21 protein-coding genes are annotated in these 24,251 nt (G+C 43.1%); 18 read left to right on the top strand and 3 right to left on the bottom strand.

All coding sequences use genetic code 11. The annotated features are described in order from the left end of the window. Positions 1-282: 282 nt before the first annotated feature. From pulA to K6V26_RS08345, 11 genes are all read left to right on the top strand, one after another. Entirely contained in the window at positions 283-2,250 is a 1,968-nt protein-coding gene (gene pulA / locus K6V26_RS08390) for a type I pullulanase (protein ID WP_224265091.1), read from the top strand. A gap of 60 nt (positions 2,251-2,310) precedes the next feature. Continuing rightward, positions 2,311-3,753: an alpha-amylase gene (locus K6V26_RS08385; protein ID WP_224265090.1), complete on the top strand. Its 1,443-nt coding sequence runs from the start codon at positions 2,311-2,313 to the stop codon at positions 3,751-3,753. A 12-nt stretch (positions 3,754-3,765) separates the two neighbouring features. Continuing rightward, a complete protein-coding gene (locus K6V26_RS08380) occupies positions 3,766-4,722 on the top strand; it encodes a YihY/virulence factor BrkB family protein (protein ID WP_224265089.1) in 957 nt (318 codons plus the stop codon). Positions 4,723-4,762: 40 nt separating this feature from the next. After that, positions 4,763-5,815: a mechanosensitive ion channel family protein gene (locus K6V26_RS08375; RefSeq protein ID WP_046149269.1), complete on the top strand. Its 1,053-nt coding sequence runs from the start codon at positions 4,763-4,765 to the stop codon at positions 5,813-5,815. 167 nt (positions 5,816-5,982) lie between these two features. Continuing rightward, a complete protein-coding gene (locus tag K6V26_RS08370; RefSeq protein ID WP_224265088.1) occupies positions 5,983-7,194 on the top strand; it encodes a C45 family peptidase in 1,212 nt (403 codons plus the stop codon). 215 nt (positions 7,195-7,409) lie between these two features. After that, positions 7,410-8,051 carry a hypothetical protein gene (locus K6V26_RS08365; RefSeq protein ID WP_224265087.1) on the top strand — a complete coding sequence of 214 codons (642 nt, stop codon included), beginning with the start codon at positions 7,410-7,412 and terminating at the stop codon, positions 8,049-8,051. A gap of 5 nt (positions 8,052-8,056) precedes the next feature. Then, a complete protein-coding gene (locus K6V26_RS28720; RefSeq protein ID WP_394373135.1) occupies positions 8,057-8,260 on the top strand; it encodes a DUF3307 domain-containing protein in 204 nt (67 codons plus the stop codon). Beyond that, positions 8,227-8,787 (top strand): DUF3307 domain-containing protein, encoded by a 561-nt coding sequence (locus K6V26_RS08360; RefSeq protein ID WP_394373134.1) that lies wholly within the window; start codon positions 8,227-8,229, stop codon positions 8,785-8,787. Before K6V26_RS28720 ends, K6V26_RS08360 begins: the two co-directional genes overlap by 34 nt. Before the next feature lie 66 nt (positions 8,788-8,853). Beyond that, positions 8,854-10,305, top strand: a complete 1,452-nt coding sequence (locus K6V26_RS08355) for a sensor histidine kinase (RefSeq protein WP_224265086.1) — start codon at positions 8,854-8,856, stop codon at positions 10,303-10,305. Between the two features lie 13 nt (positions 10,306-10,318). Continuing rightward, positions 10,319-11,002 carry a response regulator transcription factor gene (locus K6V26_RS08350; protein ID WP_028729143.1) on the top strand — a complete coding sequence of 228 codons (684 nt, stop codon included), beginning with the start codon at positions 10,319-10,321 and terminating at the stop codon, positions 11,000-11,002. 5 nt (positions 11,003-11,007) lie between these two features. Then, positions 11,008-12,756 (top strand): SUMF1/EgtB/PvdO family nonheme iron enzyme, encoded by a 1,749-nt coding sequence (locus tag K6V26_RS08345; RefSeq protein WP_224265085.1) that lies wholly within the window; start codon positions 11,008-11,010, stop codon positions 12,754-12,756. Between the two features lie 30 nt (positions 12,757-12,786). Here the strand turns inward: K6V26_RS08345 and K6V26_RS08340 are convergent, their stop codons facing one another. Beyond that, entirely contained in the window at positions 12,787-13,041 is a 255-nt protein-coding gene (locus tag K6V26_RS08340) for a TIGR03905 family TSCPD domain-containing protein (RefSeq protein WP_195585602.1), read from the bottom strand. Positions 13,042-13,121: 80 nt separating this feature from the next. On the opposite strand from K6V26_RS08340, the gene K6V26_RS08335 reads away from it, so the two are divergent. The 3 genes from K6V26_RS08335 to K6V26_RS08325 all read left to right on the top strand — a co-directional run bounded on the left by K6V26_RS08335 (position 13,122) and on the right by K6V26_RS08325 (position 16,817). Further along, positions 13,122-14,429, top strand: coding sequence for a bifunctional folylpolyglutamate synthase/dihydrofolate synthase (locus tag K6V26_RS08335; protein ID WP_195585601.1), 1,308 nt, complete (start codon positions 13,122-13,124; stop codon positions 14,427-14,429). Between the two features lie 24 nt (positions 14,430-14,453). Next, positions 14,454-15,890 carry an MFS transporter gene (locus tag K6V26_RS08330; RefSeq protein WP_224265084.1) on the top strand — a complete coding sequence of 479 codons (1,437 nt, stop codon included), beginning with the start codon at positions 14,454-14,456 and terminating at the stop codon, positions 15,888-15,890. Between the two features lie 417 nt (positions 15,891-16,307). Then, positions 16,308-16,817: an RNA polymerase sigma factor gene (locus K6V26_RS08325; RefSeq protein WP_224265083.1), complete on the top strand. Its 510-nt coding sequence runs from the start codon at positions 16,308-16,310 to the stop codon at positions 16,815-16,817. Between the two features lie 98 nt (positions 16,818-16,915). On the opposite strand, the gene K6V26_RS08320 is transcribed toward K6V26_RS08325, so the two are convergent. After that, complete coding sequence (locus tag K6V26_RS08320) at positions 16,916-18,577, bottom strand: IS1182 family transposase (RefSeq protein ID WP_224263243.1); 1,662 nt, start codon at positions 18,575-18,577, stop codon at positions 16,916-16,918. A gap of 304 nt (positions 18,578-18,881) precedes the next feature. Here K6V26_RS08320 and ispE point away from each other — a divergent pair, with 304 nt between their 5' ends. From ispE to K6V26_RS08305, 3 genes are read left to right on the top strand one after another with little or no spacing between them, the layout of a single operon-like run. Next, entirely contained in the window at positions 18,882-19,691 is an 810-nt protein-coding gene (gene ispE / locus K6V26_RS08315) for a 4-(cytidine 5'-diphospho)-2-C-methyl-D-erythritol kinase (RefSeq protein WP_224265082.1), read from the top strand. Then, positions 19,670-20,263 (top strand): class I SAM-dependent methyltransferase, encoded by a 594-nt coding sequence (locus tag K6V26_RS08310; protein WP_224265081.1) that lies wholly within the window; start codon positions 19,670-19,672, stop codon positions 20,261-20,263. Before ispE ends, K6V26_RS08310 begins: the two co-directional genes overlap by 22 nt. Before the next feature lie 15 nt (positions 20,264-20,278). After that, a complete protein-coding gene (locus K6V26_RS08305; protein WP_224265080.1) occupies positions 20,279-22,771 on the top strand; it encodes a S9 family peptidase in 2,493 nt (830 codons plus the stop codon). An 80-nt stretch (positions 22,772-22,851) separates the two neighbouring features. Here K6V26_RS08305 and K6V26_RS08300 read toward each other — a convergent pair whose 3' ends face one another. After that, the gene (locus K6V26_RS08300; RefSeq protein ID WP_010803268.1) at positions 22,852-23,853 is read right to left on the bottom strand and encodes a malate dehydrogenase; all 1,002 of its coding nucleotides are present in this window, start codon (positions 23,851-23,853) and stop codon (positions 22,852-22,854) included. 203 nt (positions 23,854-24,056) lie between these two features. Between K6V26_RS08300 and K6V26_RS08295 the strand changes: the two genes are divergently transcribed. Further along, positions 24,057-24,251, top strand: a complete 195-nt coding sequence (locus K6V26_RS08295) for a BREX-1 system adenine-specific DNA-methyltransferase PglX (RefSeq protein WP_224265079.1) — start codon at positions 24,057-24,059, stop codon at positions 24,249-24,251.

Raw genomic sequence — 24,251 nt, 5'->3', positions numbered from 1 at the left:
TAGCTGTCAATACATCTGCAACAAACCCGATAATCAGATGCTTCAAGATTATCGTTATTTGACTGAACATAATATAGTACTAGTAAAAAGCAGACTGTAAGGTATAATTCGGGACTAAGTCCAACTAAAATTACCTTAATAAATCTTTTTATTTTCATAAATACTCCTTTTCGAACCGGACATTTTAATCTTTCAATTGTTTTTAAAAAGTCGAGGGAATAAGTAGATTCTATTCAGCTAAAACAGTATAGTTTAGGCAGTATTAATATTAAATTTATATATATGGAGACTTTAACAGATCATCCGTCTACGGAACGATTGGATTCGTATGACAAGTATCCGTCTTATTATGGGAGTGACCTGGTACTGGTTTATACACCCGAACAATCTGTTTTCACTTTATGGGCACCGTCTGCAGACCGTGTCCAGCTGAACCTGTATGCGTCCGGTGAGGGAGGCGACCCGGAAGAACAGGTAGAAATGGAAAAAGCCGGCTATGGAACCTGGCGAATCCATATCGACCGTGACCTGAAAGGTTCTTTCTACACCTTTCAGATAGAGAAAAACGGAAAATGGTTGAACGAAACACCCGGTATCTGGGCAAAAGCCGTCGGTATCAATGGGAACCGTGCCGCTGTGATCGATTGGAATGAAACGAATCCGGAAGGTTGGGAATCGGACCGGTCACCAGAACTGAAAATGTATTCCGACATTATTCTTTACGAGTTGCATCACCGGGATTTCAGTATTGCGCCTGATTCAGGAATAGAGAATAAAGGGAAGTTTCTGGCTCTGACGGAGACAGGGACAAAAACTCCCGAAGGAGAAGCTACCGGTTTGGATCATTTGAAAGAGCTCGGTGTAACTCATATCCATATCCTGCCTTCGTTCGATTTTGCCACTGTAGATGAAACAAAGCTGGACGAGAATCATTACAACTGGGGATATGACCCTAAGAATTACAATGTTCCCGATGGAAGTTATTCTACAGATCCGGCCAATCCGGTCGTCCGTATCCGCGAATTTAAAGAGATGGTGAAAAGCCTACATCAAAACGGTTTCCGCATTGTACTCGATGTGGTCTATAACCACACGGCATCGACCGACCATTCGAATTTCGACCTGACTGTCCCTGGATATTTTTACCGGCAAAACGCCGACGGTTCTTATTCCAACGCTTCCGGTTGCGGAAACGAGACGGCCTCGGAACGCGAAATGGTGAGGCATTATATCATCGAATCGGTCAAATTCTGGGCCAGGGAATATCATATCGACGGCTTCCGTTTCGACCTGATGGGCATACATGATATCGAGACGATGAACCACTTGAGAAGTGAACTCCTGGAGATCGATCCGACCATCTTCGTATACGGCGAAGGCTGGATAGCAGCCGACTCGCCCCTCCCCTTCGAACAACGGGCAGTAAAAGAAAATGTCGGGCAGATGGAAGGTATCGGCGTATTCAACGATGAATTTCGTGACGGGTTGAAAGGCAGCACCTTCGATGAACAGGATCCCGGTTATGCTTCCGGAAATATCAACGGTCATTTCGAACCGGTCAAGTATGGTATCGTCGGTGGAACCGATCATCCGCAAGTCGACTATGACGGATTGCTCTATTGCAATGCTCCTTATGCAGGTGCTCCTTCGCAAATGATCAATTTCGTCTCCTGCCACGACGGTTATACGCTGGTCGACAAGCTGAAATTATCCGTTCAAGGCGACCATGCGGCGGATGAACTCATCCCGATCGACAAACTAGTGCATACCGTGTTGCTGACAGCACAGGGAATCCCTTTCATCCGCAGCGGTGAAGAGATCATGCAGGATAAACAAGGGGAACCGAACAGTTATAAATCACCCGATTCCATCAACCGGATCGACTGGTCGTTAAAAGCTAAAAACCGGGAGGTATTCGACTTTATCAGAGGGTTGATCGCACTCCGTAAGGCACACCCGGCTTTCCGCATTCCCACAGTCGAAGGTCTGCAACAATGGCTTCGTTTTATGGACACCGGTGATTCGGGAGTAATAGCCTATACGCTGGGCGAATATGCCAATAACGATGAATGGAAAGAAATCCTTGTCGCTTACAATGGCAATCGCCATGAAGCAGAGATCGGCATTCCCGAAGGCGAATGGAATGTTGTTTGCCGCAACGGACAGATCGACCCGGAGGGCAAGGATCGTTTATCGGGAGGAAGTGTAAAGATCGCAGCTTCATCGGCTCTTATACTCTATCGGCAATAAACGATTCATAGAATTTTATCAAATCAATTAAATTACAAAACAAATAAAAAAAGTAAGATTATGGAAAATGGTGTAATGATGCAGTATTTTGAATGGAATCTCCCCAATGACGGGAAACTGTGGAAACAATTAAAGGAAGAGGCTTCGCACTTGCATGATATTGGTGTGACAGCTGTATGGATTCCACCGGCATATAAAGCAGACGAACAACAGGATGAAGGCTATGCTACCTATGACTTATACGATTTGGGGGAATTTGAACAGAAAGGGACCGTACGAACAAAATACGGCACGAAAGACGAACTGAAAGAAATGATCGACGAACTGCATAAAAATCATATTTCAGTCTACCTTGATGTGGTATTGAACCATAAAGCAGGCGGCGACTTCACCGAAAAGTTCATGGTTGTGGAAGTCGACCCAAACCAAAGGAACAAAGCATTGGGCGAACCGTTCGAGATACAGGGCTGGACCGGTTACAATTTTCATGGTCGTAAAGATAAATATTCCGATTTCAAATGGCATTGGTATCATTTCTCCGGTACAGGCTTCGACGATGCACAGAAGCGTAGCGGCATCTTCCAGATTCAGGGTGAAGGGAAAGCATGGAGCGACGGAGTAGACGGCGAGAATGGTAATTACGATTTCCTGCTGTGCAACGACCTCGACCTCGACCATCCGGAAGTGATCACCGAATTGAACCGATGGGGAAAATGGGTCTCCAACGAACTGAACCTCGACGGTATGCGCCTGGATGCTATCAAACATATGAAAGATCAATTTATCGCCCAGTTCCTCGATGCCGTACGAGGCGAGAAAGGCAATGACTTCTACGCTGTCGGCGAATACTGGAACGGGGATATGGAAACGCTGGATAACTATGTGGAAGCTGTCGGTCATAAAGTCAACTTGTTCGATGTGCCCCTACATTATAATATGTTTCAGGCATCACAGGAAGGAAAAGATTACGACCTGCAGAATATTCTCAAAAATACTTTGGTCGAACATCATTGTGAATTAGCCGTCACTTTCGTAGATAACCATGATTCGCAACACGGAAGTTCTCTGGAATCACAGATCGAGGATTGGTTCAAACCGTTAGCTTACGGACTGATCTTCCTGATGAAAGACGGCTATCCATGCCTGTTCTATGGTGACTACTACGGTATTAAAGGAGAGAAATCCCCTCATACCCGAATCATCGACATCCTGTTGGATGCAAGACGTAAATACGCCTACGGCGATCAGATCGACTATTTCGACCATCCGTCGACTGTTGGGTTTGTGCGCACAGGTGATGAAGAACATCCCGGCTCCGGCCTGGTATTCCTAATGTCGAACGATGAAGCCGGTAGTAAAACGATGAACCTGGGGAAAGAGCATCAGGGTGAAGTATGGCATGAAATAACCGGAAGCATCCCGGAAGAAGTTACGCTGGATGAAGAAGGTAACGGAGAGTTTTCTGTGCAAGGACGGAACCTGGCGGTTTGGATCAAGAAATAAGCCTGCTGCATTATGAATAACATATCGAAAAGTAAAAAGAAACTCACCCTGTCCTTACTGGTTAAAATCATCATGGATATGGTTCGGGGATTTATGGATGACAGCGTACTTCGGTTAAGTGCCTCATTGGCATATGCCACTTTGTTCTCTATCATTCCCTTTCTTTCTCTTTTAATTACCATAGGGGTGTTTATCCACATGGATTTGACCCACCAACTATATGTGCAGTTGGAACCGATCCTGGGAAAAGAGGTAGTCGAGACGCTTCGTGGCATTATTGAGAATGCAGCCCGGACCGACTCATCCGCATTTGCCAGCATCGTCAGCCTGGGAGTTTCCATTTTCGGTGCGACTACCATTTTTGCAGAAATACAAAGTTCGCTGAATACGATCTGGGGGATCAAGGCTGTTCCGAAGAAAAGCTGGTTGAAGTATCTGAAGAACAGGCTACTCTCCTTCTCGATCATTCTTATTTTTGCATTTATCCTACTCGTTACGTTCGCTATTTCCAATATTATTTCGGAACTCAGTGCACGGTTCATCAGCAATTATCCGGACGTGGCGAAGTCGCTGGTCAAGACAGTAGGCATTTTATTGAATATAGGTGTGACCACTACCATATTTACACTAATATTCAAGATGTTGCCGGACGCAAAAATAAAAAGCAAGGATATCTTTATCGGCGCATTCGTAACGACCTTGCTCCTGTTGGCCGGACAGTGGGGAATATCGCTTTATATCGGATTTGCAAATGTCGGAACCGTCTACGGAGCGGCTGCGTTCATGGCCGTGACCATCACCTGGATTTATTATTCCGCCATCATTATCTATACCGGCGCAGAGTTCACCAAAGCGTGGGCCAACGAAATGGGTGGAAAAATCTTTCCTGATGAATATGCGGTAGCGACCAAAACGATAGAGATACCTTTAGGAGAACCTGCAGGCGAATCAAAAAAGAATAGATTATAGATATCGATAAAAATGTTTCATTTTTAAATAGTATAAGAATATGTTAGAATATGAATTATGGGGGAATACGCTGGAAAGCTGGGGTATCTCCATCCTTATTATTGTAGGAGCTGTTGTAGTTGTCAAGCTGATCTCGTTGTTCAGCAGGAAAGTGCTTAAGCCTTTCATCACCCGTACGCCAAACCATCTGGATAATGTTATTTATTACTCCCTCGAATCACCCATAAAGTTTGCCGTTATGCTGTTGGGAATCTGGATCGCGATCCACCGGCTGGTTTATCCGGACAATTTCGTGAAGGCGATCGACAATGCTTACCGGATCCTGATCGTTCTGGATATCACCTGGGTCTTTGCTCGCCTGATTGGTGGCCTGCTTGAGATCTACCTGGGAAAAGAATCGACCGGACAGACCCACAAAATGATGCCGATCATCAAACGAACAGCACTTGTTCTCGTCTGGATCATCGGTATTGTGATGGCATTGAGTAATATCGGGGTGAATATCAGTGCTCTGTTAGGTACGCTGGGTATCGGTGGTATTGCATTCGCCCTGGCAGCACAGGATACGGTGAAAAATATTTTCGGCGCTTTCACTATTTTTACAGACAAGCCGTTCAACATAGGTGATACGATCCGTGTAGACAATTTCGAAGGGACTGTGATCGATGTGGGTGCCCGAAGTACGAAGATTATGGACTATGACAAACGTATCATCACTTTTCCGAATTATAAGATCACCGATGCCAACATCATCAATATATCTTCCGAACCGATGCGCCGCGTAGTTTTAAATCTCGGACTGACATACGACACGACACCTGAAAAAATGAAAGAGGCATTGGATATATTGAAAGCCATTCCCGGAAGAGTTGAAAACGTATCTTCCAACCCTTCGGATACAACTGCTGTTTTCACAAATTATGCGGATTCGGCATTGGTTATTATGTATATTTATTTTATTGAAAAGCAGGGAGACATATTAGGTGTAACTTCCAATATGAACATGGAAATACTGTCTTCCTTCAATAAAGCCGGCCTCGAATTTGCCTTCCCGACCCAAACGGTTTATATACAGAAAGATGAAATTGAATAAATTCAAAGTGGGTGCAAGATACTCTTAAATATCTTGCACCTAAAAATATATCTGTTCAGGATAAATTATGAATAGCAAGACTTCCTGAAACAAATTATCTGCATTCTGTTTGTCTATATGAATTATTGTGTATATGTTTGCCACTAAATATATAATACTTATACGTCATGAAAAAGCTGATCTTTACGGCAATTCTCTGTTTTTGCTTTTCACTCCAGCAGCAACAAGCTTGTACCTCTGTTATTATCTCAGGGAAAGCGACACCCGACGGACGTCCTTTGATGTGGAAACACCGGGACACCGAAGCTCCTTACAACCATATCGCCTATATCGATGAAGGCGGTTACCGTTTCCTGGGACTGGTAAACAGCGACGAGCCGAACGGAGCCGTCTGGACAGGCAGCAACGAAGCCGGTTTCTCCATTATGAATACAGCTTCGTTCAATCTAAAGGATGATGATGTAAAAGAGATGGATCACGAAGGACTGTTGATGCGGCAGGCACTGAAAACATGTAAGACCATACAGGATTTCGAACATCTGCTCGATACCTTACAGCGTCCTTTACGGGTGGAAGCCAACTTCGGAGTGATCGATGCGTATGGTGGTGCGGCATATTACGAGACGAACAACGAACGTTACTATAAAAAAGACGTCAACGATACCGTTTTAGCTCCTGACGGTTACCTCGTCTATACGAACTTTTCTTTCGAAGGCCGTACGGATGAAGGTTTGGGGTATATCCGTTACGATAGTGCACGGAAAATATTCAAACAAATGGAAAAGAAAGGATTTACACCGGAACGCATCTTTCAGGAAGCCTCACGCTCATTCTATAATAGTTTACTGGATATAGACCTGAAAAATCCGGATGAAAGCCCGAATAAACATTCCGGTTGGTTCGTAGAACAGGATTTCATTCCCCGTTCAGAAAGTACGGCTTCTATCGTAATACAGGGAGTAAAACCGGGCATGTCGCCGGAACATACGGTTATGTGGACTATGCTAGGATATCCGCCGACCTCTATCGCTTTGCCGTTATGGGTAAAAACAGGGAAAGACCAGCCTTCCTTAATACAGTACGATGCCGCTTTACAGACTGCCCCGCTCTGCTATTATGCATCCCGCCTGAAAGACAAGGTTTACTCCATACACCGCGGTAACGGACAGAAATATCTCCATTGGCAACTTCTATGGAATGATGAAAACACCGGCTATATCCAACAATTGCAGGATGCGGAAACTCAGATCTTCCGGTTATTTGAAACAATATCTTCTACTAACGACAAACAGTTTCCGGATACGGAAAAAATAAAAGCATCCTACAAACAGGCTGAATCCATTATCACGACTACCTACCGGCAACTGGATGCTTTGTAAGAAGCTATCCGCAAAGGATCAGTTAGAAAGTAATTGAAAACAGCATTTCCGCCTGGAACTTGCCATAATCGATCGGTTCAACAAGAATCAACCTATTCCGGTTGTTTTTCCCAAATCAACCCAAACAGGTTGTTTTTATTAAATCAACCCAAATAGGTTGTTCTTTTAATAAATATCAGTATATTTGCTTCCAGATAAAACCTTTCCATAAATATATGAAAATAAAAGGAGTAATTACAGGAGATATCATTCAGTCTACTCACATAAATCCAGCAGACAGAAATCTATTGCTGGACACTATTCAGGGTATTGTACAATGCACCCGAAAATGGGGAGAGAACCGACTGGATATCTATCGCGGCGACAGCTTTCAAATACTAGTGGACAACCCCATACAAGCTTTAAGGATTACTCTGTTGATACGAGCCGGATTGCAGGCTAAGTCACCCACCGCTTTCCGATGGGATGCGCGGGTTGCATTAGGTCTGGGAACAATCGACTTTGAAAAAGAACAAAGTGTAATCGAATCCGATGGAGAAGCTTCCCGTAACTCCGGTTGGGAATTTGATAAATTAGGTCGTTCAAAAAAGCTGGCAATCAGAACTCCCTGGGAAAACTTCAATGAAGAATTTATAGTCAGTACCGCTTTGGTCGACGATATTGTTTCGAATTGGACGATCACACAGGCTCAGGCAATATTTTTGTTTCTATCAACCAGCAAAACGCAAAAAGAGATTGCCGATGATTTACGAAAATCATCACAAGCAATCAGCAAACTATTAATTGGGGGAAAAGTAAACTTAATAGAACTTTACCTGAATCGCTATGAACAATTGACAACAACCTTAATACAATAATAATTATGGAATTAACAGACCTGAATCTTTTACTAAAACTATTATTCTCCCATTTGATTGTAGATTTCATTTTACAAACAAATAAAATTGTTAGAAAAAAACGGGAAGGTAAATACCAATATCATATCATCCACAGCCTGACACAAGCCTTGGTTACTTATATTGTTGCAGGACTATGGAATGGTTCATCATTCCTGTTATTTTCATAACACATTTCGCCATCGACTTATGGAAAATCACTCAGAAAGAGAAACTATATTCATTTATCATAGATCAGGTCTTACACATCTTGGTACTTTGTACTTTATGGATGGTAATAACCAAACAATATGCAGCTGTCGGAGATATACTTCAAAGCATTATAAAATGTGACAAATGTTGGATATATCTGATCGGTTATCTGCTTATACTAAAACCTGCATCTATATTCCTCGGACTGTTCACCAAAAGATGGAGAGAGAAAGGTAACGTATCTGAAAGTCTTCAAAATGCAGGTCAATGGATTGGTTATCTCGAACGAATATTGATTATAACTTTTATATTGATTGGAAAAATTGAAGCAATAGGATTTCTTTTAGCGGCCAAATCTATTTTCCGATTTGGAGAATTGAATAAAAGTAAAGATATCAAAACGACTGAGTATGTTCTGATCGGGACACTTGCCAGTTTCACCATTGCCATAATTATAGGGCTTATTATGAATTGGCTTTCTATTCATCCGAGAAGTGTTATTTAGTCTTATCATCCCCCCGAAACTCCCGAACTTATCCATTACTTTTGTCTAAAAGAAGAGGTTTTAGACATGAAAACAAAATTAAGCTTCAAGATTATAGCCGCATTGATCAGTATATCACTGGCGGCACTATTGTTCTCGCAGGGATATTGGCTAAAAGGATTGTATGACTCGACCTGGATGCAAATCAATGGTAACATAGAGGAAGCTATGCGTATGGCTGATTATAAGGAAATATTTATCCGCATCGACGAATTGACCCAAGGAGAAACCCATGGAGAGATAAGTCAAAGTTTTACCTTTTCAAAAGAAGAAGATGAAGAAACTGAAAAAGTAGGGATGATGGATACTTTTGCCGTCCATACGGATAAGAATCCATTCAAAAATGAGGATATATCTAAATCGCTGAATGAATATCTTAGTTTGCTTACCGACCTGGAAGGGCAAATACAACAAGCCCTCCACATGAAAATAGATTCACTCATGCCAGTCAACTATAATAAATACGACAGCCTCCTTTCCATAGAACTCAAACAGCATGATATTTTTGTACCTCACAAGCTGGAAGTCGTACAATTGGTCGACAGCTTGCCGGAGGTAGTAATGAGCATCCAGTCCACCGACTCTGTTATTGCGACAGAGAACTGGAATAAAGCCTCCCAATTCAACTATCCGATCTCTACACAATCGGAGCAATATTACCGGTTAACATTAAAGACGCCTTCCCAGTTGGTATTCAAGCAGATATCCGGAATACTCATCTCCTCCCTCCTGCTCGTGATCCTGATCCTGATAGCTTTCATCTATCTGATCCATACTATTCTCCGGCAAAAGACCGTAGAAGAATTGAAAACGGACTTCACCAACAATATGACACACGAACTGAAAACGCCGATCTCCGTTGCTTACGCGGCCAACGACGTATTACTCAATTACGACAACAACGCCAACGAGAAACAAAAGAAATACCTCGGAATTATCCGTGAACAACTGACCCAACTAAGCGGCCTGGTCGAACAGATCCTTACGCTTTCGGTAGAGAATCGCAATACATTCCGTCTGAAACAGGAATCGATTCCTATCACAGATATCATTCCCCCGCTCATTGAACAACACAAGTTGAAGGCCGGTAAGCCTGTCAACTTCACCGTAAATATCCCGGACAACATTGCAGTATTTGCAGACCGCACGCATTTCTATAATATGTTGGGAAACCTGATCGATAATGCAGTGAAATATTCGGGAGACAAACCTTATTGTAATATCTCCATACAGGCAGAGACACAGGCAAACGGGATCCGTATCTCCGTTACCGACAACGGAATCGGTATCAGTGAAGCCAGCCTGCCACATATATTCGATAAGTTCTACCGGGTACCCAGCGGTAACCTGCATAATGTAAAAGGATTCGGCCTGGGACTTTATTACGTAAAGGACATGATGGCCAAACACGGAGGATCGGTATCTGTAAAAAGCCAACCGGGCAAAGGAACCACATTTACCCTCCATTTTAAAAACTGAAAAAGAGAAGAATATGGCAAAGATAAAAGTATTACTGGTAGAAGACGAACCGACCCTTGCAATGATCATCAAAGATACATTGGATGGTGAAGAGTTCGACATCGTGTTGGCTGCTGACGGCGAAGAAGGCCTGGCTCTTTACAAAGAAGTAAAACCGGATATCATTGTAACAGATATCATGATGCCGAAGATAGACGGTTTCACCCTGATACGCCATATCCGCAAGACCGACAGCCAGATCCCTGTCCTTTTCCTTTCGGCCCGTTCAGCAGCGAATGATGTGGTCGAAGGCTTCGAACTGGGCGGTAACGATTACCTCAAAAAGCCCTTCGGCATGGCCGAGCTGATCATCCGTATTAAAGCCCTGCTGAATAAGATCACCGTCCGTAAAGAAGAAAAGTCGACCTTCAACCTCGGACAATACACATTCGACTCCATCACGCAAACCCTGCAATATTGTGGAGAAAAGCAACTGTTAAGCAACCGCGAGTCGGAAATACTCAAACGTCTTTGCGAAAACAAGGATCATGTATTACCGATGAAAGATGTCCTGCTCGACCTTTGGGGCGACGACTCTTTCTTTAATGCCCGCAGCCTTCATGTTTTCATTACAAAGCTGCGTCATAAACTATCAGACGATCCCAGTATAAAGATACTGAATGTACGGGGAATCGGTTACAAACTTATTATTGACTAATGAATATGAAAATACTGATAAGCTTGTTACTTCTCTGCTGTACCTCATGGCTAACAGCAAACGACCGGTACGTCATACAAGCGCATATAACAGGCGTAAAAGACGGTACTGTCTTCTTTCTGAAACAATTCGATAACCAGCGGATCATCAACTCCATGCGGATCGAAAAAGGAGAATTCACCATGAAAGGAACCCTGCCCGATATTCCTCAACATTTATGGTTATGCACTACGATAGACGACGAATTCTATTATTGCGACCTGCTTATCGACCGGGACACCCTGTTCATCAAAGGCGACTTATCCGATTTCCCGAACGGATTACATTTCAAAGGAGCCGCCACCCACATGGGATATGCCGTCTATCTGGAAAACACCCACGACCTGAATATAAAAATAGACAGTCTCAGCACCGTCTCCATGTTTTTGCACGACTTGGGTGCCACCGGCAAGAAAAAGGATGATGACAAAAAGAAAAAAACACTCAAGTTATCCTTCGGCGGTGGAAGCCCCAGGCCGGTACGGGGAAGCCAGGAGCTGGAAGTCGATATCGAATTACATGCCGCCCAGCAGGAACGCGATTCCATCCGCATTGACTTTATTGAAAGCAATATGGACAAATATGCCGGTCAATTCCTCCTTACCCGTATCATGAAAAAGTTATCGCCAGACTCATTACGTCAGTTCTATCGCCTGATTCCGGTTGAGATGAAGAAGACGAAATTCGCCCGCCTCATCAGTAACCAAATCAATCCCTATGCAGATGACTGTATCCGGCAGGCAGACAACCTGCTATCATTAAGCGGCAGTGCTATTCAAATCAATAAATATACGGAAGAAGCATATAAACTATATGAACAGGGAGTGCGCCTGGACCCGGAACGAACCGACGGATATATTGCCCTGTCAACGATGTACGAACGCCTGCTCCCGCTAAAAGGGGATGAAGCATACGACATATCCATCTCCTACCTCAACAAGTTCATCGAAAGTGATGTCAGGGAAGAAGATCGCGAAGAAGCCCGGAAACGAATAAAAGATATAGAATTTCGCAAATGGCTGTCGACCAATATCAATCCGGAAATGATTGAAGTGAAAGGCAGTACATTTATAATGGGATCGACCTATAAAGAAGACAATAATCCACCCCATAAAGTAACGGTTAAAAGCTTCTCCATCAGCAAATACGAAATAACCAATTTCCAGTTTGCCGCTTTTTTGAAAGCCTACGGAAGTCAGGTGGTAAAAGAAGGGCCGGATGCAGGACAACCCTTATATTATGAATGTAACTGGGGCATCGGACAAGGGAAACCGATCCACGGTTATGAAGCACACCCGGCCATTTATATTACCTGGTACGGAGCACAGGCTTATTGCCAATGGGCGGGCGGACGTCTGCCCACAGAAGAAGAATGGGAATACGCTGCCCGCGGCGGATTATACGGTAAACGCGATCATCTGTACAGCGGAGGAATGGAACTCGACAGTCTGGGATGGTATGCCGGAAACTCGGAAGGCAAACCGCATCCGGTCGGCATGAAGAAACCGAATGAACTGGGCATCCATGATATGAGCGGAAATGTATGGGAATGGTGTTCCGACAGTTTTGAAAAGGATGGCAGACTATATGCCGTCGTACGGGGAGGCACCTGGTTCAACGAACGGGCGAGCTGCCGTCCTACCTGTCATTATTATATTTACCCGGGAAGTAAACATTTCAACAACGGATTCAGGATCGTGAAAGATATCCCTTAATCCGTCGGAAATAAAACCAGGCAGCAGGGTTCAACTCAATTTCTTTAGAGCCTGTGCCAGTTGGTCCGGGCAAGAGGTACCCCGTTCACGGCAATCAATGCCCTCCAATCGTTGTATGGCGTCTTGTACTTCCATACCGACCAGTAATTTGGATAAACCTTGTGTGTTCCCTTGGCATCCGCCTACAATCTGAACTCCGGTAATCACATTGTCTTCAGCCTCAACTATCATCATTTTAGAACATACCCCTCCTATAGGAGTGTAAGCTATACGTTGTTTACTCATCTCTTTGTACTTTTATATTCACGGGGTGCAAAGGTATAAATAAAATTAAGTACTTTTGCCAATTATAAAAAACTAACAGCATGACTTACGAAGAAACGCTTCACTATCTATATACAAGCATTCCGGTATTTCAGCACAGCGGAGCATCCGCTTACAAGCCGGGACTGGACACCAGTATTGCACTGGACAACTATCTGGGAAATCCCCATAAAGCCTATAAGACAATCCACGTAGCAGGGACAAACGGAAAAGGTTCCGTCAGCCATTTATTGGCAGCCATCCTTCATCAGGCGGGATATAAAGTCGGACTTTTCACATCTCCCCACCTGATCGATTTCCGCGAACGCATCCGTGTCAACGGTAAAATGATACCCAAAGAATATGTAATAGATTTTGTAGAGCGCCACCGCACCACTTTCGAACCACTTCACCCTTCCTTCTTCGAACTGACTTCTACCATGGCTTTCGATTATTTCCGTGCTGAAGAAGTTGATTTTGCCATTATTGAAGTAGGCATGGGCGGTCGGTTGGACAGTACCAACATTATCACTCCTATCCTGAGTATTATCACGAATATCAGTCTCGACCATACCCAGTTCCTGGGCGATACGGTAGAAAAGATCGCCTTTGAAAAAGCGGGGATCATCAAACCCAAAGTTCCGGCACTGGTAGGTGAAATATATACCCAAAGCGTTGCACAGGTATTTGCCGATGCAGCTCACAGGAATGAGACAGTGGTTTATTTTGCTTCACAGGCAGACCTGCTAAACGAATCATATCTGATGGATACCGGCGAATGGTATTTCGATTCCGTCGAATACGGACAACTATTCGGTGAACTGGGCGGAGTGGCACAAGTAAGAAATGCCAAAACTGTACTGGCTGCCCTCAACCTTCTTTACACTCAGGGAATCGATATACCTCAGGAAGCTGTACGCGAAGGATTCGAGCATGTCGTTGAATTTACCGGACTAATGGGACGCTGGCAAGTTTTACAGGAAAAACCGAAAGTGATATGCGATACAGGCCACAACACCGGCGGATGGCAATATCTGAACATGCAGCTGAAAGAAGTAATGAAGCGTTCCCGCCATACTTATATGATCATCGGCATGGTAAACGACAAAGATATTAACGGTGTGCTGGACCTGATGCCCCAGGATGCTTTCTACTTTTTTACACAGGCATCCGTTCCACGTGCAATGCCGGCAGCCGAAATTGCCGCCATGGGTATGATGCACGGCCTTAGCGGCGTTACATGCGATTCTGTAGCCATTGCTGTCGAACGGGCCCTTGCCAGAGCCGGCGAAGAAGATGCGATCTTTATCGGAGGAAGCACGTTCATCGTAGCTGATGCCCTCCCCCTTTTCATGAAAGAAGACAAATAATATAACTTAATAAAAACAAATATCATGGTAAAACAAATTCAAATGAAATTGAGCGAATCCAAAACGGCACGATGGTCGGTTTTGGCACTCGTTGCATTTACAATGCTTTGCGGTTACTTCATTACAGATATGATGGCTCCGCTTCAGGATTTATTACAAACCCCTGTCATGAGCGGCGGCCTTGGGTGGAGTGGCGATAACTACGGTAAATTTACAAGTGCATACGGCTGGTTCAATGTATTCCTGTTAATGCTTATTTTCGGTGGTATGATCCTTGATAAGATGGGAGTACGTTTCACCGGTTTAATGGCCACCGGTATCATGCTGGTCGGTGTTTTCATTAAATGGTTCGGTATCTCTCATGATTTCGGTGGTGAAACAGTTTCAATTTTCGGAACCGAATGGGGATATCCTCTACTCATAGCCTCTTTAGGTTATGCACTCTTTGGCGTAGGCATCGAGATTGCCAGTATAACCGTATCGAAAATCATTGTCAAATGGTTTAAAGGTAAGGAAATGGCATTAGCAATGGGACTTGAAATGGCGTGTGCCCGTATCGGAACAGGTTTGGCTATCGGTATAACGCCTATTCTGAGCCGGGCTTTCAATAATTCTATCAGCATACCTATTTTTATCGGACTAATCTTATTATGCATCGGATTCCTGTCATTCATCGTATTCGTTGTAATGGATAAAAAACGGGATCAGGAAATTCTCGACGAAGGTGAAGAAGAGGAAGAAGCTCCTTTCCGTGCCAAAGATATCCTGGATATTATTACCCTTAAAGGCTTTTGGTATGTCGCCCTTTTATGCGTATTGTTCTATTCCGCCGTATTCCCGTTTCTGAAATACGCACCCAGCCTGATGATTAATAAATTCGGTATTGAACCTACTCTTTCCGGAATCATCCCCTCGATCCTGCCGTTTGGTACTATCCTGCTGACTCCATTCTTCGGCAACCTGTACGACCGGAAAGGAAAAGGTGCCACCATCATGATGATCGGTGCAATCATGCTTGTATGCATTCATTTCACATTCTCTTTACCATTCCTGGATAATTGGTTGGTAGCGCTTGCATTGGTTATCCTGTTAGGAATTGCTTTCTCGCTTGTACCTTCAGCTATGTGGCCTTCTGTTCCGAAAATTATTCCGGAAAATAAGTTAGGAACAGCATATGCCCTTATTTTTTGGGTACAAAACTGGGGATTAATGGGTGTGCCTTACCTCATAGGTAAAGTACTCGATAAATACTGCATAACCGGCTATGTCAATGAAAAACCGACTTACGATTATACCATTCCAATGATTATCTTTACCTGTTTTGGTATACTTGCACTTCTCATTTCATATCTCCTGAAAAGAGAAGACCGTATAAAAGGTTACGGTTTGGAATTACCCAATATCCAAAAAGATGCAGACAAATATCTGGCTGAAGAGATGATTGGTGAAGGTCAGAGATAAATTCATTATATAAAAAGACAATCATAAGGAGAGCGGTGTCAGTAATTTATGTAATTTACTGACACCGTTCTCTTTATTTATAAAAATCTGCATCCGGTCAACTCCTGTTTCTTTTAATGATAACTACTATTCTTATCCGACAATTTTCCATATTTGTATCGATTGCTCAAGGTTTATTTTATACCTTGTTGAATAAATCAACACCGAACTTGTAAATGTTAGACATATACAAGCTGCAAACTTGTAAATCCTACTCAGTATCAGACACTTTTAGCCTATAAATATTAAGATTGAGTGTTAAGTATTAATATTATGCAAAGAATTAGTTTCATTGATTTAAATTACATATTTTTGTATTGTGCTTCAGTATTGAAATACAGCACATAACCGACAATAAACATTCAAAAAGTAAGTAATATGAATGGGATACAATTTCAACAAAAATTATTGAGCTTGCAAGAAAACATGATGAATTTTGCACTTATGCTCACTGCAAACCGGGACGATGCTCAGGATTTGCTACAAGATACTACATTAAAGGTACTAGATAATCAGGATAAATTCGTTGACAATGTTAATTTCAAAGGATGGGTTTTAACTGTCATGCGTAATATTTTCATAAACAATTACCATAAGATTGTGCGTGTACAGACAGTCGTTGACTCAAGTGCAGATTTATATAATCTGGATGTTATCAATGATTCCGGATTTGATTCACCGGATAAAGCGTATCAAATCAAGGAGATCACCAAAGCGATCAACGGATTGAACGATGATCTGAAGGTTCCCTTCTCTATGTTTTTAAGTGGCTATAAGTATAACGAAATAGCAGAAAAACTGAATGTGCCCTTAGGAACAGTGAAGAGTCGTATCTTCTTTGCTCGTCAAGAATTACAGAAAAGGTTAAAGGACTTCCAAAATATGTAATCCCTCTTCCCTTTCCCAGTATAACATAAAAGTAAATGTGTCAAAACTAAGGCACATCTCCTTTTTTATCTTAAAAATAGTCGTTCCTCTTTTTTTGTCTATGCGACTATTTTTTCAGTAATTAGGTAATAAGGCTTAATATTCGTCGTATGTTGAGCCACACGTGGTCTGATAAAGATAAATATAGTGTGTGTACTCCTTCTCTTTCCTGCTTTTAGTAGTTTTGTACACATCTTTTTGATATTAAAAGCTATAGCAAAGAAGGCAAAGTCCATTGTAACCTTGTCTTCTCCCACATGCCGGAACCTTTTGTATGCCATGTTGTGTTTCATTTGTCCAAAAACTGCTTCCGGTTCTATACATCGCCTTCCCCTATGCCTGATGCCTTCTTTCGAGAGTAACCTTTCCCGTGCCTGCCGTTTGTATTGGTTTAACCGGTGGTTGACTTCTATAATACGGTTCCCCCGGGCTTTAAAGCAACTGCCACGTAAAGGACACCCTTCACATCTTTGTGCTTTATACCGGGCACTTTCGGTGATGTATCCGCTAGCTGTTTTGTCACGCCTGGTTCCTATACGGTTCATGTGCTGCCCCATAGGACAAACGTAATAATCCTCTTCCGCATTGTAATAGAGACTCTCCGCATGGAATGGATTGGGGGTATAACGGGGACGCTGTTCTTTATGGAAGTAGTTGTACTTAACAAAGGCTCCTATCCCATTATCTTGCATGAACCGGTAATTTTCTTCCGAGCCGTAACCGGAGTCTGCCACACCGACAGTCGGTAAGCGGTTATAGCGTTGCTCAAAGGAGTGGAAGAAAGGTATGAGGGTCAGTGTATCGGTTGGGTTGGGAAACAGTCGGAAGTCTATGAGGAATTGGTTCTGGGTACCTATTTGCAGATTATATCCGGGCTTGGTCTGTCCGTTTCTCATGGCGTCCTCTTTCATGCGCATGAAGGTGGCATCAGGATCGGTCTTGGAATAGGAGTTGCGTTCTCCAAGAGTGTCAAGATGGTTGTCGTATTCCATCAACTTGTCACGGTACTCCTCAAGTTCCCGGACCTGTTTCTTCTTTTCCCGGATGACTTTCTTTTGTTCCTTGTCCTTTGTTACAGGCTGGTGTTCCAGCACCTCTTTAAGTTCATTCACTATATCTGAGAGCATGGCGGGAGTGAACTCTACGGGTGTGTCTTTGGCGGAGTTCTCTTGGGCTATGGCTTCATCCACCTGCTCCAGGAGAATGCGGATCTTATCCATCAGCTTTGTACGGTTCTTTTCGACTGTCTTGCGCCAGACAAAAGTATATTTGTTGGCTCTGGACTCAATCTTGGTACCGTCAATATACTCTACGTCAAGGCTGATGAAACCTTTGTCGACAAGGACAAGAACCAACTGCGTGAATACATTATTTATCTCTTCTTTTACACGATTACGGAAACGGTTGATGGTTATAAAATCCGGATGTTCATTACCGGAAAGCCAGATATAATGAATGTCACGTAGGAGAAGCTTCTCTATTTTGCGGCACGAATAGATATTGTTCATGTAGGCGTAGATAATCACCTTAAGCATCATTTTAGGATGATAAGGACAACGACCGGTTGCTTTATAAAGCTTCTTGAAATTGTCAAGATTGAGATTATCAACAACAGTATTAACTATGCGAACCGGATCGTTCGCTGCTATGTTTTCATCAATTCTTCCGGGAAAAAGAACTGTTTGGTTGGGAATGTAAGGACGAAAATGTAACTTTGCCATAATGAAAAACTTTATGCCTAAAGATACAAAAACTTTGGGTAATAACAAAGCCCGGGCTTGTGAAAGTCTGGGCTTTGTGCATAAAAAAAGGTTGTGCCAGCGTTTTGACACAACCTCTTTTGCTATTTTTAAACAAATGTTTAGTTACCGATAAATTACATGACAACTATTTAATTGAAAAATAAATAAGTTCTTTTCTTTAGATTTATGACAGCTTCGATTATACAAGCTATACGTTACGTTTGTTTATCCTAATTATTTTGCCTACGTTTGTCTAAAAAACATAATTTAAAGGATCTATTCTATGATTTGTTTTCCTAATGCCAAAATAAACCTGGGACTAAACGTTGTTAGTAAACGGACAGACGGTTATCATAACATCGAGACTGTATTCTATCCTATCCCTGTGAAAGATGCACTTGAAATAGTGAATGCAGAAAAACTATCTTTCACCCAGACAGGAATACAGGTGGATGCTCCCATGGAAAAAAACCTTGTGATAAAAGCACTGAACCTGCTGAAAACACAATATGAAATACCGTCTCTGGAAATCCATCTCCTTAAAGCGATCCCTTTCGGAGCCGGACTGGGTGGAGGATCGGCTGATGCCGCTTTCATGCTGAAACTGCTGAATGATTTCTGCAAACTGGATATCCACGCAGACGAACTGGAAAAAATTGCAGCTTCCATCGGTGCTGACTGTCCGTTCTTTATCCGCAATACACCGGTATTCGCTACCGGAACAGGGAATATATTCGAACCAGTCGAATTATCATTAAAAAGCTATCATTTCTGCCTGATAAAACCGGATGTTGCCGTTTCCACTCCGGAAGCCTATTCATTAGTCACCCCAAAAGTTCCGGCAATCTCACTAAAAGAGATTATAAACAAACCGGTCTCCGAATGGAAAAACTTAATGATAAATGATTTCGAAAAGAGCGTCTTCAGCAAACATCCGGTTATCGGCCGGATCAAAGAAACACTCTATCAGGCAGGAGCTGTCTACGCTTCTATGTCGGGGTCAGGTTCCTCCGTATTCGGATTGTTCGAAGCACCGACTCAGTTCAAAGAGCAATTCACCGATTGTTTTGTATGGGAGGGACAATTACCATGAATGTTATAGCCGGTTTCTTTGATGCATTAGCAGATCGCTGGGACGAACTTTGCTATCATGCACCAGAAAAAATCAATCAGATACTGGAACAGACCACTCTGCATAAAGGACTTCGCATATTGGATGTCGGATGCGGAACTGGTGTACTCGAACAGTATCTGTTAACTTATTCGCCAGCCCATATCACAGGAATAGACATTTCGCCACGGATGATTGAAGCAGCACAAAACAAATATGCTACCCCGATAGTCGATTTCCGTTGCATGGATGTTATGGAACTGAAAGACGAACAGTTCGATTTTATTATTGCCTATAGTGTTTTTCCTCATTTCGAACATCCGGATAAGGTAATCGGCCATCTGGCTAAATTACTTATCCCGGGAGGCGAACTTGTGATCTGTCACAGCGAAGGGAGGGAAAACATAAACGGACATCACAATAAACAAGCTAACAAAATATCGTTCGGTCTGCCTACAACCAGGGAAGTTGCCGCCTTGATGGAACCTTATTTTCATATCGAGGCAATGGAAGATACCGACGAACTTTATATGGTCAGCGGAATTCGCTATTAATTAATACAAGATAACATGAATAAATGTACCTATTTACTTTCTGCATTACTTCTCTCCGCCTTTACTCTACAGGCAGCAGAAGATATAAAAGTGATGCAATTTCTGCATACCGGTCCTGTTCCGGTTAATAAACCGATCATGGCAGACAGCCTGAATGTAAACGGAAAACCTTTCGAGATCAAAAATCTGTTGAAATCGACAGTCCCTTTCGACAAAGCATTCGCCAACGCGACCATTCTGGATGCAGATACAGCTGGAATGATCAGTTTCCAGGCTCCGGAAAAAGGATATGCCCTGCATCTTTTCTCCTTTTATCTGAACAGTGACCGTTATACCAAAGGAACTTTAGAAGTTTCCGGACCCGGTTCTTTCGATGTGTATGTAAATAACAAACCGGTGAGTGCAACTTCTGAACTGACAATGGAACCGCACCGGTATGAAGTGGTTGTGAAATACCTGACAGCCGACAGCGATACCTGTCCGCCTACATTAAAGGCAATCTATAAAAGTAAGGAAGAAGCGAAAGTCGTTGCTTCACTTAATCCGGATAAAAGATATACCTCACGGGATATTCTGGAAGGAACAAACTTTCGTGGTGTCAGCCTGTCTCCCAACGGCAAATATGTATTAGTGAAATATTATACACGCCTGGAAGGTGGTAAAAGCGAATCATACGCTCAATTGCGTGAAGCCGCCAGCGGACGTATCCTTTTGCAGGATAAAGGATTTATCATGAGTGCCAGCTGGATGCCGACCAGTAATAAAATGTATTTCACCCGTACCGGCATGAATGGAAAGGAACTGGTGACAGTCGATCCGGCCAACATGCAAGAAGAGATACTGGCAGATAACCTGCCGGAAGGTAGCTTCAACTTTACCCCGGATGAAAAAACACTCCTCTTCACCATACAGGAGGAAGGTCCGAAGGATGGCCCTGACATGCTCCGTATCCTCGAACCGAACGACCGTCTGCCGGGATTCCGTAACCGTTATTTCATTTGGCGCTACGATCTGCAATCCGGACTATACGAACAACTGACATTCGGACATAACAGTACATATATTAATGATGTCAGCCCGGATAGCCGTTACCTGTTGTTCAGTACCAGTGAAACGGATTATACATCTCTACCTCATTCCAGCAACTCGTTATACAAACTCGACTTGCAAACGATGGCGGTCGATACCCTTTGGGAACATGCCAAATATGTGAACGGCGGAACTTTCTCTCCCGACGGAAAACAATTACTGGTTAGCGGATCGGGAAATGCTTTCGGTGGAATCGGTTTAAATATCAGGGAAGGACAAATCTCAAATACATACGACGGCCAGTTGTTCCTGTATGATCCGGCTACCCGGAAAGCAACGGCACTAACCAAGGATTTCAATCCGAATGTAACTGGTGCACTCTGGAACAAATACGACGGTCAGATTTATATGATGACGGAAGACCAGGACTATCTGCGTATCTATACCTGTAATCCGGCAAACGGGAAAATCAAACAGATCAATACTTCTGAAGATGTAGTTTATAATTACTCATTGGCAGAAACAGCTCCGGTAATGTATTATTACGGACAAAGTACTTCAAACGCAAACCGTTTGTATGCTTACGACCTGAAAAGTGGAAAGAACCGTCTGATCTACGACCTGTCTGCTGAAAAACTGAAAGATGTTAAACTTGGAGAAGTTCATGACTGGAACTTTACGGCAGAAGACGGAACAACCATACAGGGACGTTATTACCTGCCGCCCAATTTCGATCCGGACAAAAAATACCCGATGATCGTCTATTACTATGGAGGAACTTCGCCGACGAACCGTGCTTTGGAATTCAGTTACTCCATGCATATGTATGCCGCCCAGGGATATGTAGTCTATACGCTCAATCCCAGCGGAACAACCGGATTCGGACAAGAATTTGCTGCCCGCCACGTAAATGCCTGGGGAGAACCGACTGCCGATGAAATTATTCGCGGCACAGAATTGTTCTGTAAAGAACATTCCTTCGTAAACCCTAAAAAGATCGGTTGTGCAGGTGCCAGCTACGGAGGGTTTATGACACAATATCTGCAAACCCGCACCGATTTATTTGCTGCTGCTGTCAGCCATGCCGGTATCAGTGCATTGAGCAGTTATTGGGGAGAAGGATATTGGGGATATGGTTACTGTTCGGTAGCCAATACCGGAACTTATCCCTGGAATAACCCCGAGTTCTTCACTAAACACAGTCCGTTGTTCAACGCTGACAAGATCAAAACTCCGTTATTGCTGTTGCATGGCAATGCCGATACAAATGTCCCGGTTGGCGAAAGTATCCAGATGTTCCTGGCATTGAAACTACTCGGCAAGACAGTGGAATTTATCCAGGTTGACGGAGAAAACCACGGTGTAGCTGATTATAAGAAACGCCTGGAATGGCAGAACACGATCTTTGCCTGGTTTGCCAAATGGCTGAAAGATGAACCAGAATGGTGGGATGCCCTGTATCCGGAAAGAACATTATAAATAAAATTACAAAGAAAGAAAGAAAGGGAGTGCCGATTAACGGTCGCTCCCTTCTTCGTATATAACATATAAGAAACGGCTTATTTCATGTGCGGATTCAATGTATGCCACAGATGGATTTCAGGAATAATACCCATGCTGATCACTTCATCACGCAGTTTGCTCAGATGAACATAACTTTCTGCCAGTTCTGCATTTTCTTTCGGTGTTCCTTCTACTTCTTTATAGAAAATACCGTCTTTAGTGATTTCTGTTTCCATAGCCATCATGATATGGTCGAATTTACCGGAGTGAACATATGTTCCGGCAGGCCAGCGGAATGCTTCGCCACCCATAGCGGCACGGATCATTTCGATTGACAGGTAAGACGGACTCTGGAAAGAAGAACGACCGCGAAGTTCGATGATACGTTTTCCCCCCTGTATAACTTTCACTTTCAAGTCCTCCCATTGTTCATCTGTCAGTTCCGGAGTACCGATCAAATCCAATAACGGTTTACCATCGACAGTTGCAGTAGAAGCAAAAACAGCCATCTGTTCGCCATGACCTCCATAAGTACGACAACCTTTTACCAGGTTCTGACGGATTCCGAAGTGCTGCGCCAAAGCTGTTTGCAGACGGGTGCTGTCAAGTGCAGCCAAAGTACTTACCTGGGAAGGTTTCAATCCGGAATACAGCAATGTGATCAATCCGGTAATATCGGCCGGATTAAAAATAACTACCACATGTTTTACATCCGGACAATAAGCACGGAGATCCTTTCCGAACTGAGCAGCAATCTCAGCATTACCTTTCAATAAGTCCTCACGGGTCATACCGGCTTTACGGGCTGCACCACCGGATGAAACAACATATTTGGCACCTCTCAGCGCTTCGCTGATATCAGATGTAAAAGTTATGTTTGCATATTCAAATCCGGACTGGAACATTTCTTCTGCAACACCTTCCAAAGCCGGAGCAAAAGGGTCGTAAAGACAAATATTAGAAGTTAACCCCATCATTAAAGCTGTCTGGGCCATGTTAGAACCGATCATACCTGCTGCACCTACGATAGTGAGCTTTTCGTCTGTTAATGCTTTCAAACTGTATTGTTTTTAAAATAATTATGTTTGCTAAAAGAACACTTATCTAGCTGATAATGTTTGCAATGCAATGCTGTTTTTTTCGACAACAAAGATAAGAGATTGATTTTTCATGTGCCAATCATTAAATACTATCCGCTATAAACAAAAGTTATACCTCATTGCCTTTTCTTTCGTTTGAAACAGTATTTCATAATTGTCAAATGAAATTATTATCTTTGTCAAATGAAAACATTCAAACCGGAGGCATGGTTGCCCACCGCAAGAAACTCGCAGAATGCCGCGAATATCATGACCGCCTCGCAATAGTAGCCGAACAAGCTATTCCTTTTGATCTTGACGATGGCGTGGTGGTGAACTATGCGAAGTTGAGTGATGTTGTAATGAAGTTGAAATAA

Origin of the sequence: Parabacteroides goldsteinii, from assembly GCF_020091425.1 — a bacterium.
Lineage (GTDB): Bacteria > Bacteroidota > Bacteroidia > Bacteroidales > Tannerellaceae > Parabacteroides > Parabacteroides goldsteinii.
Note: the sequence above shows the minus strand (reverse complement) of the source record. Positions and strands in the feature narration are given on the sequence as shown.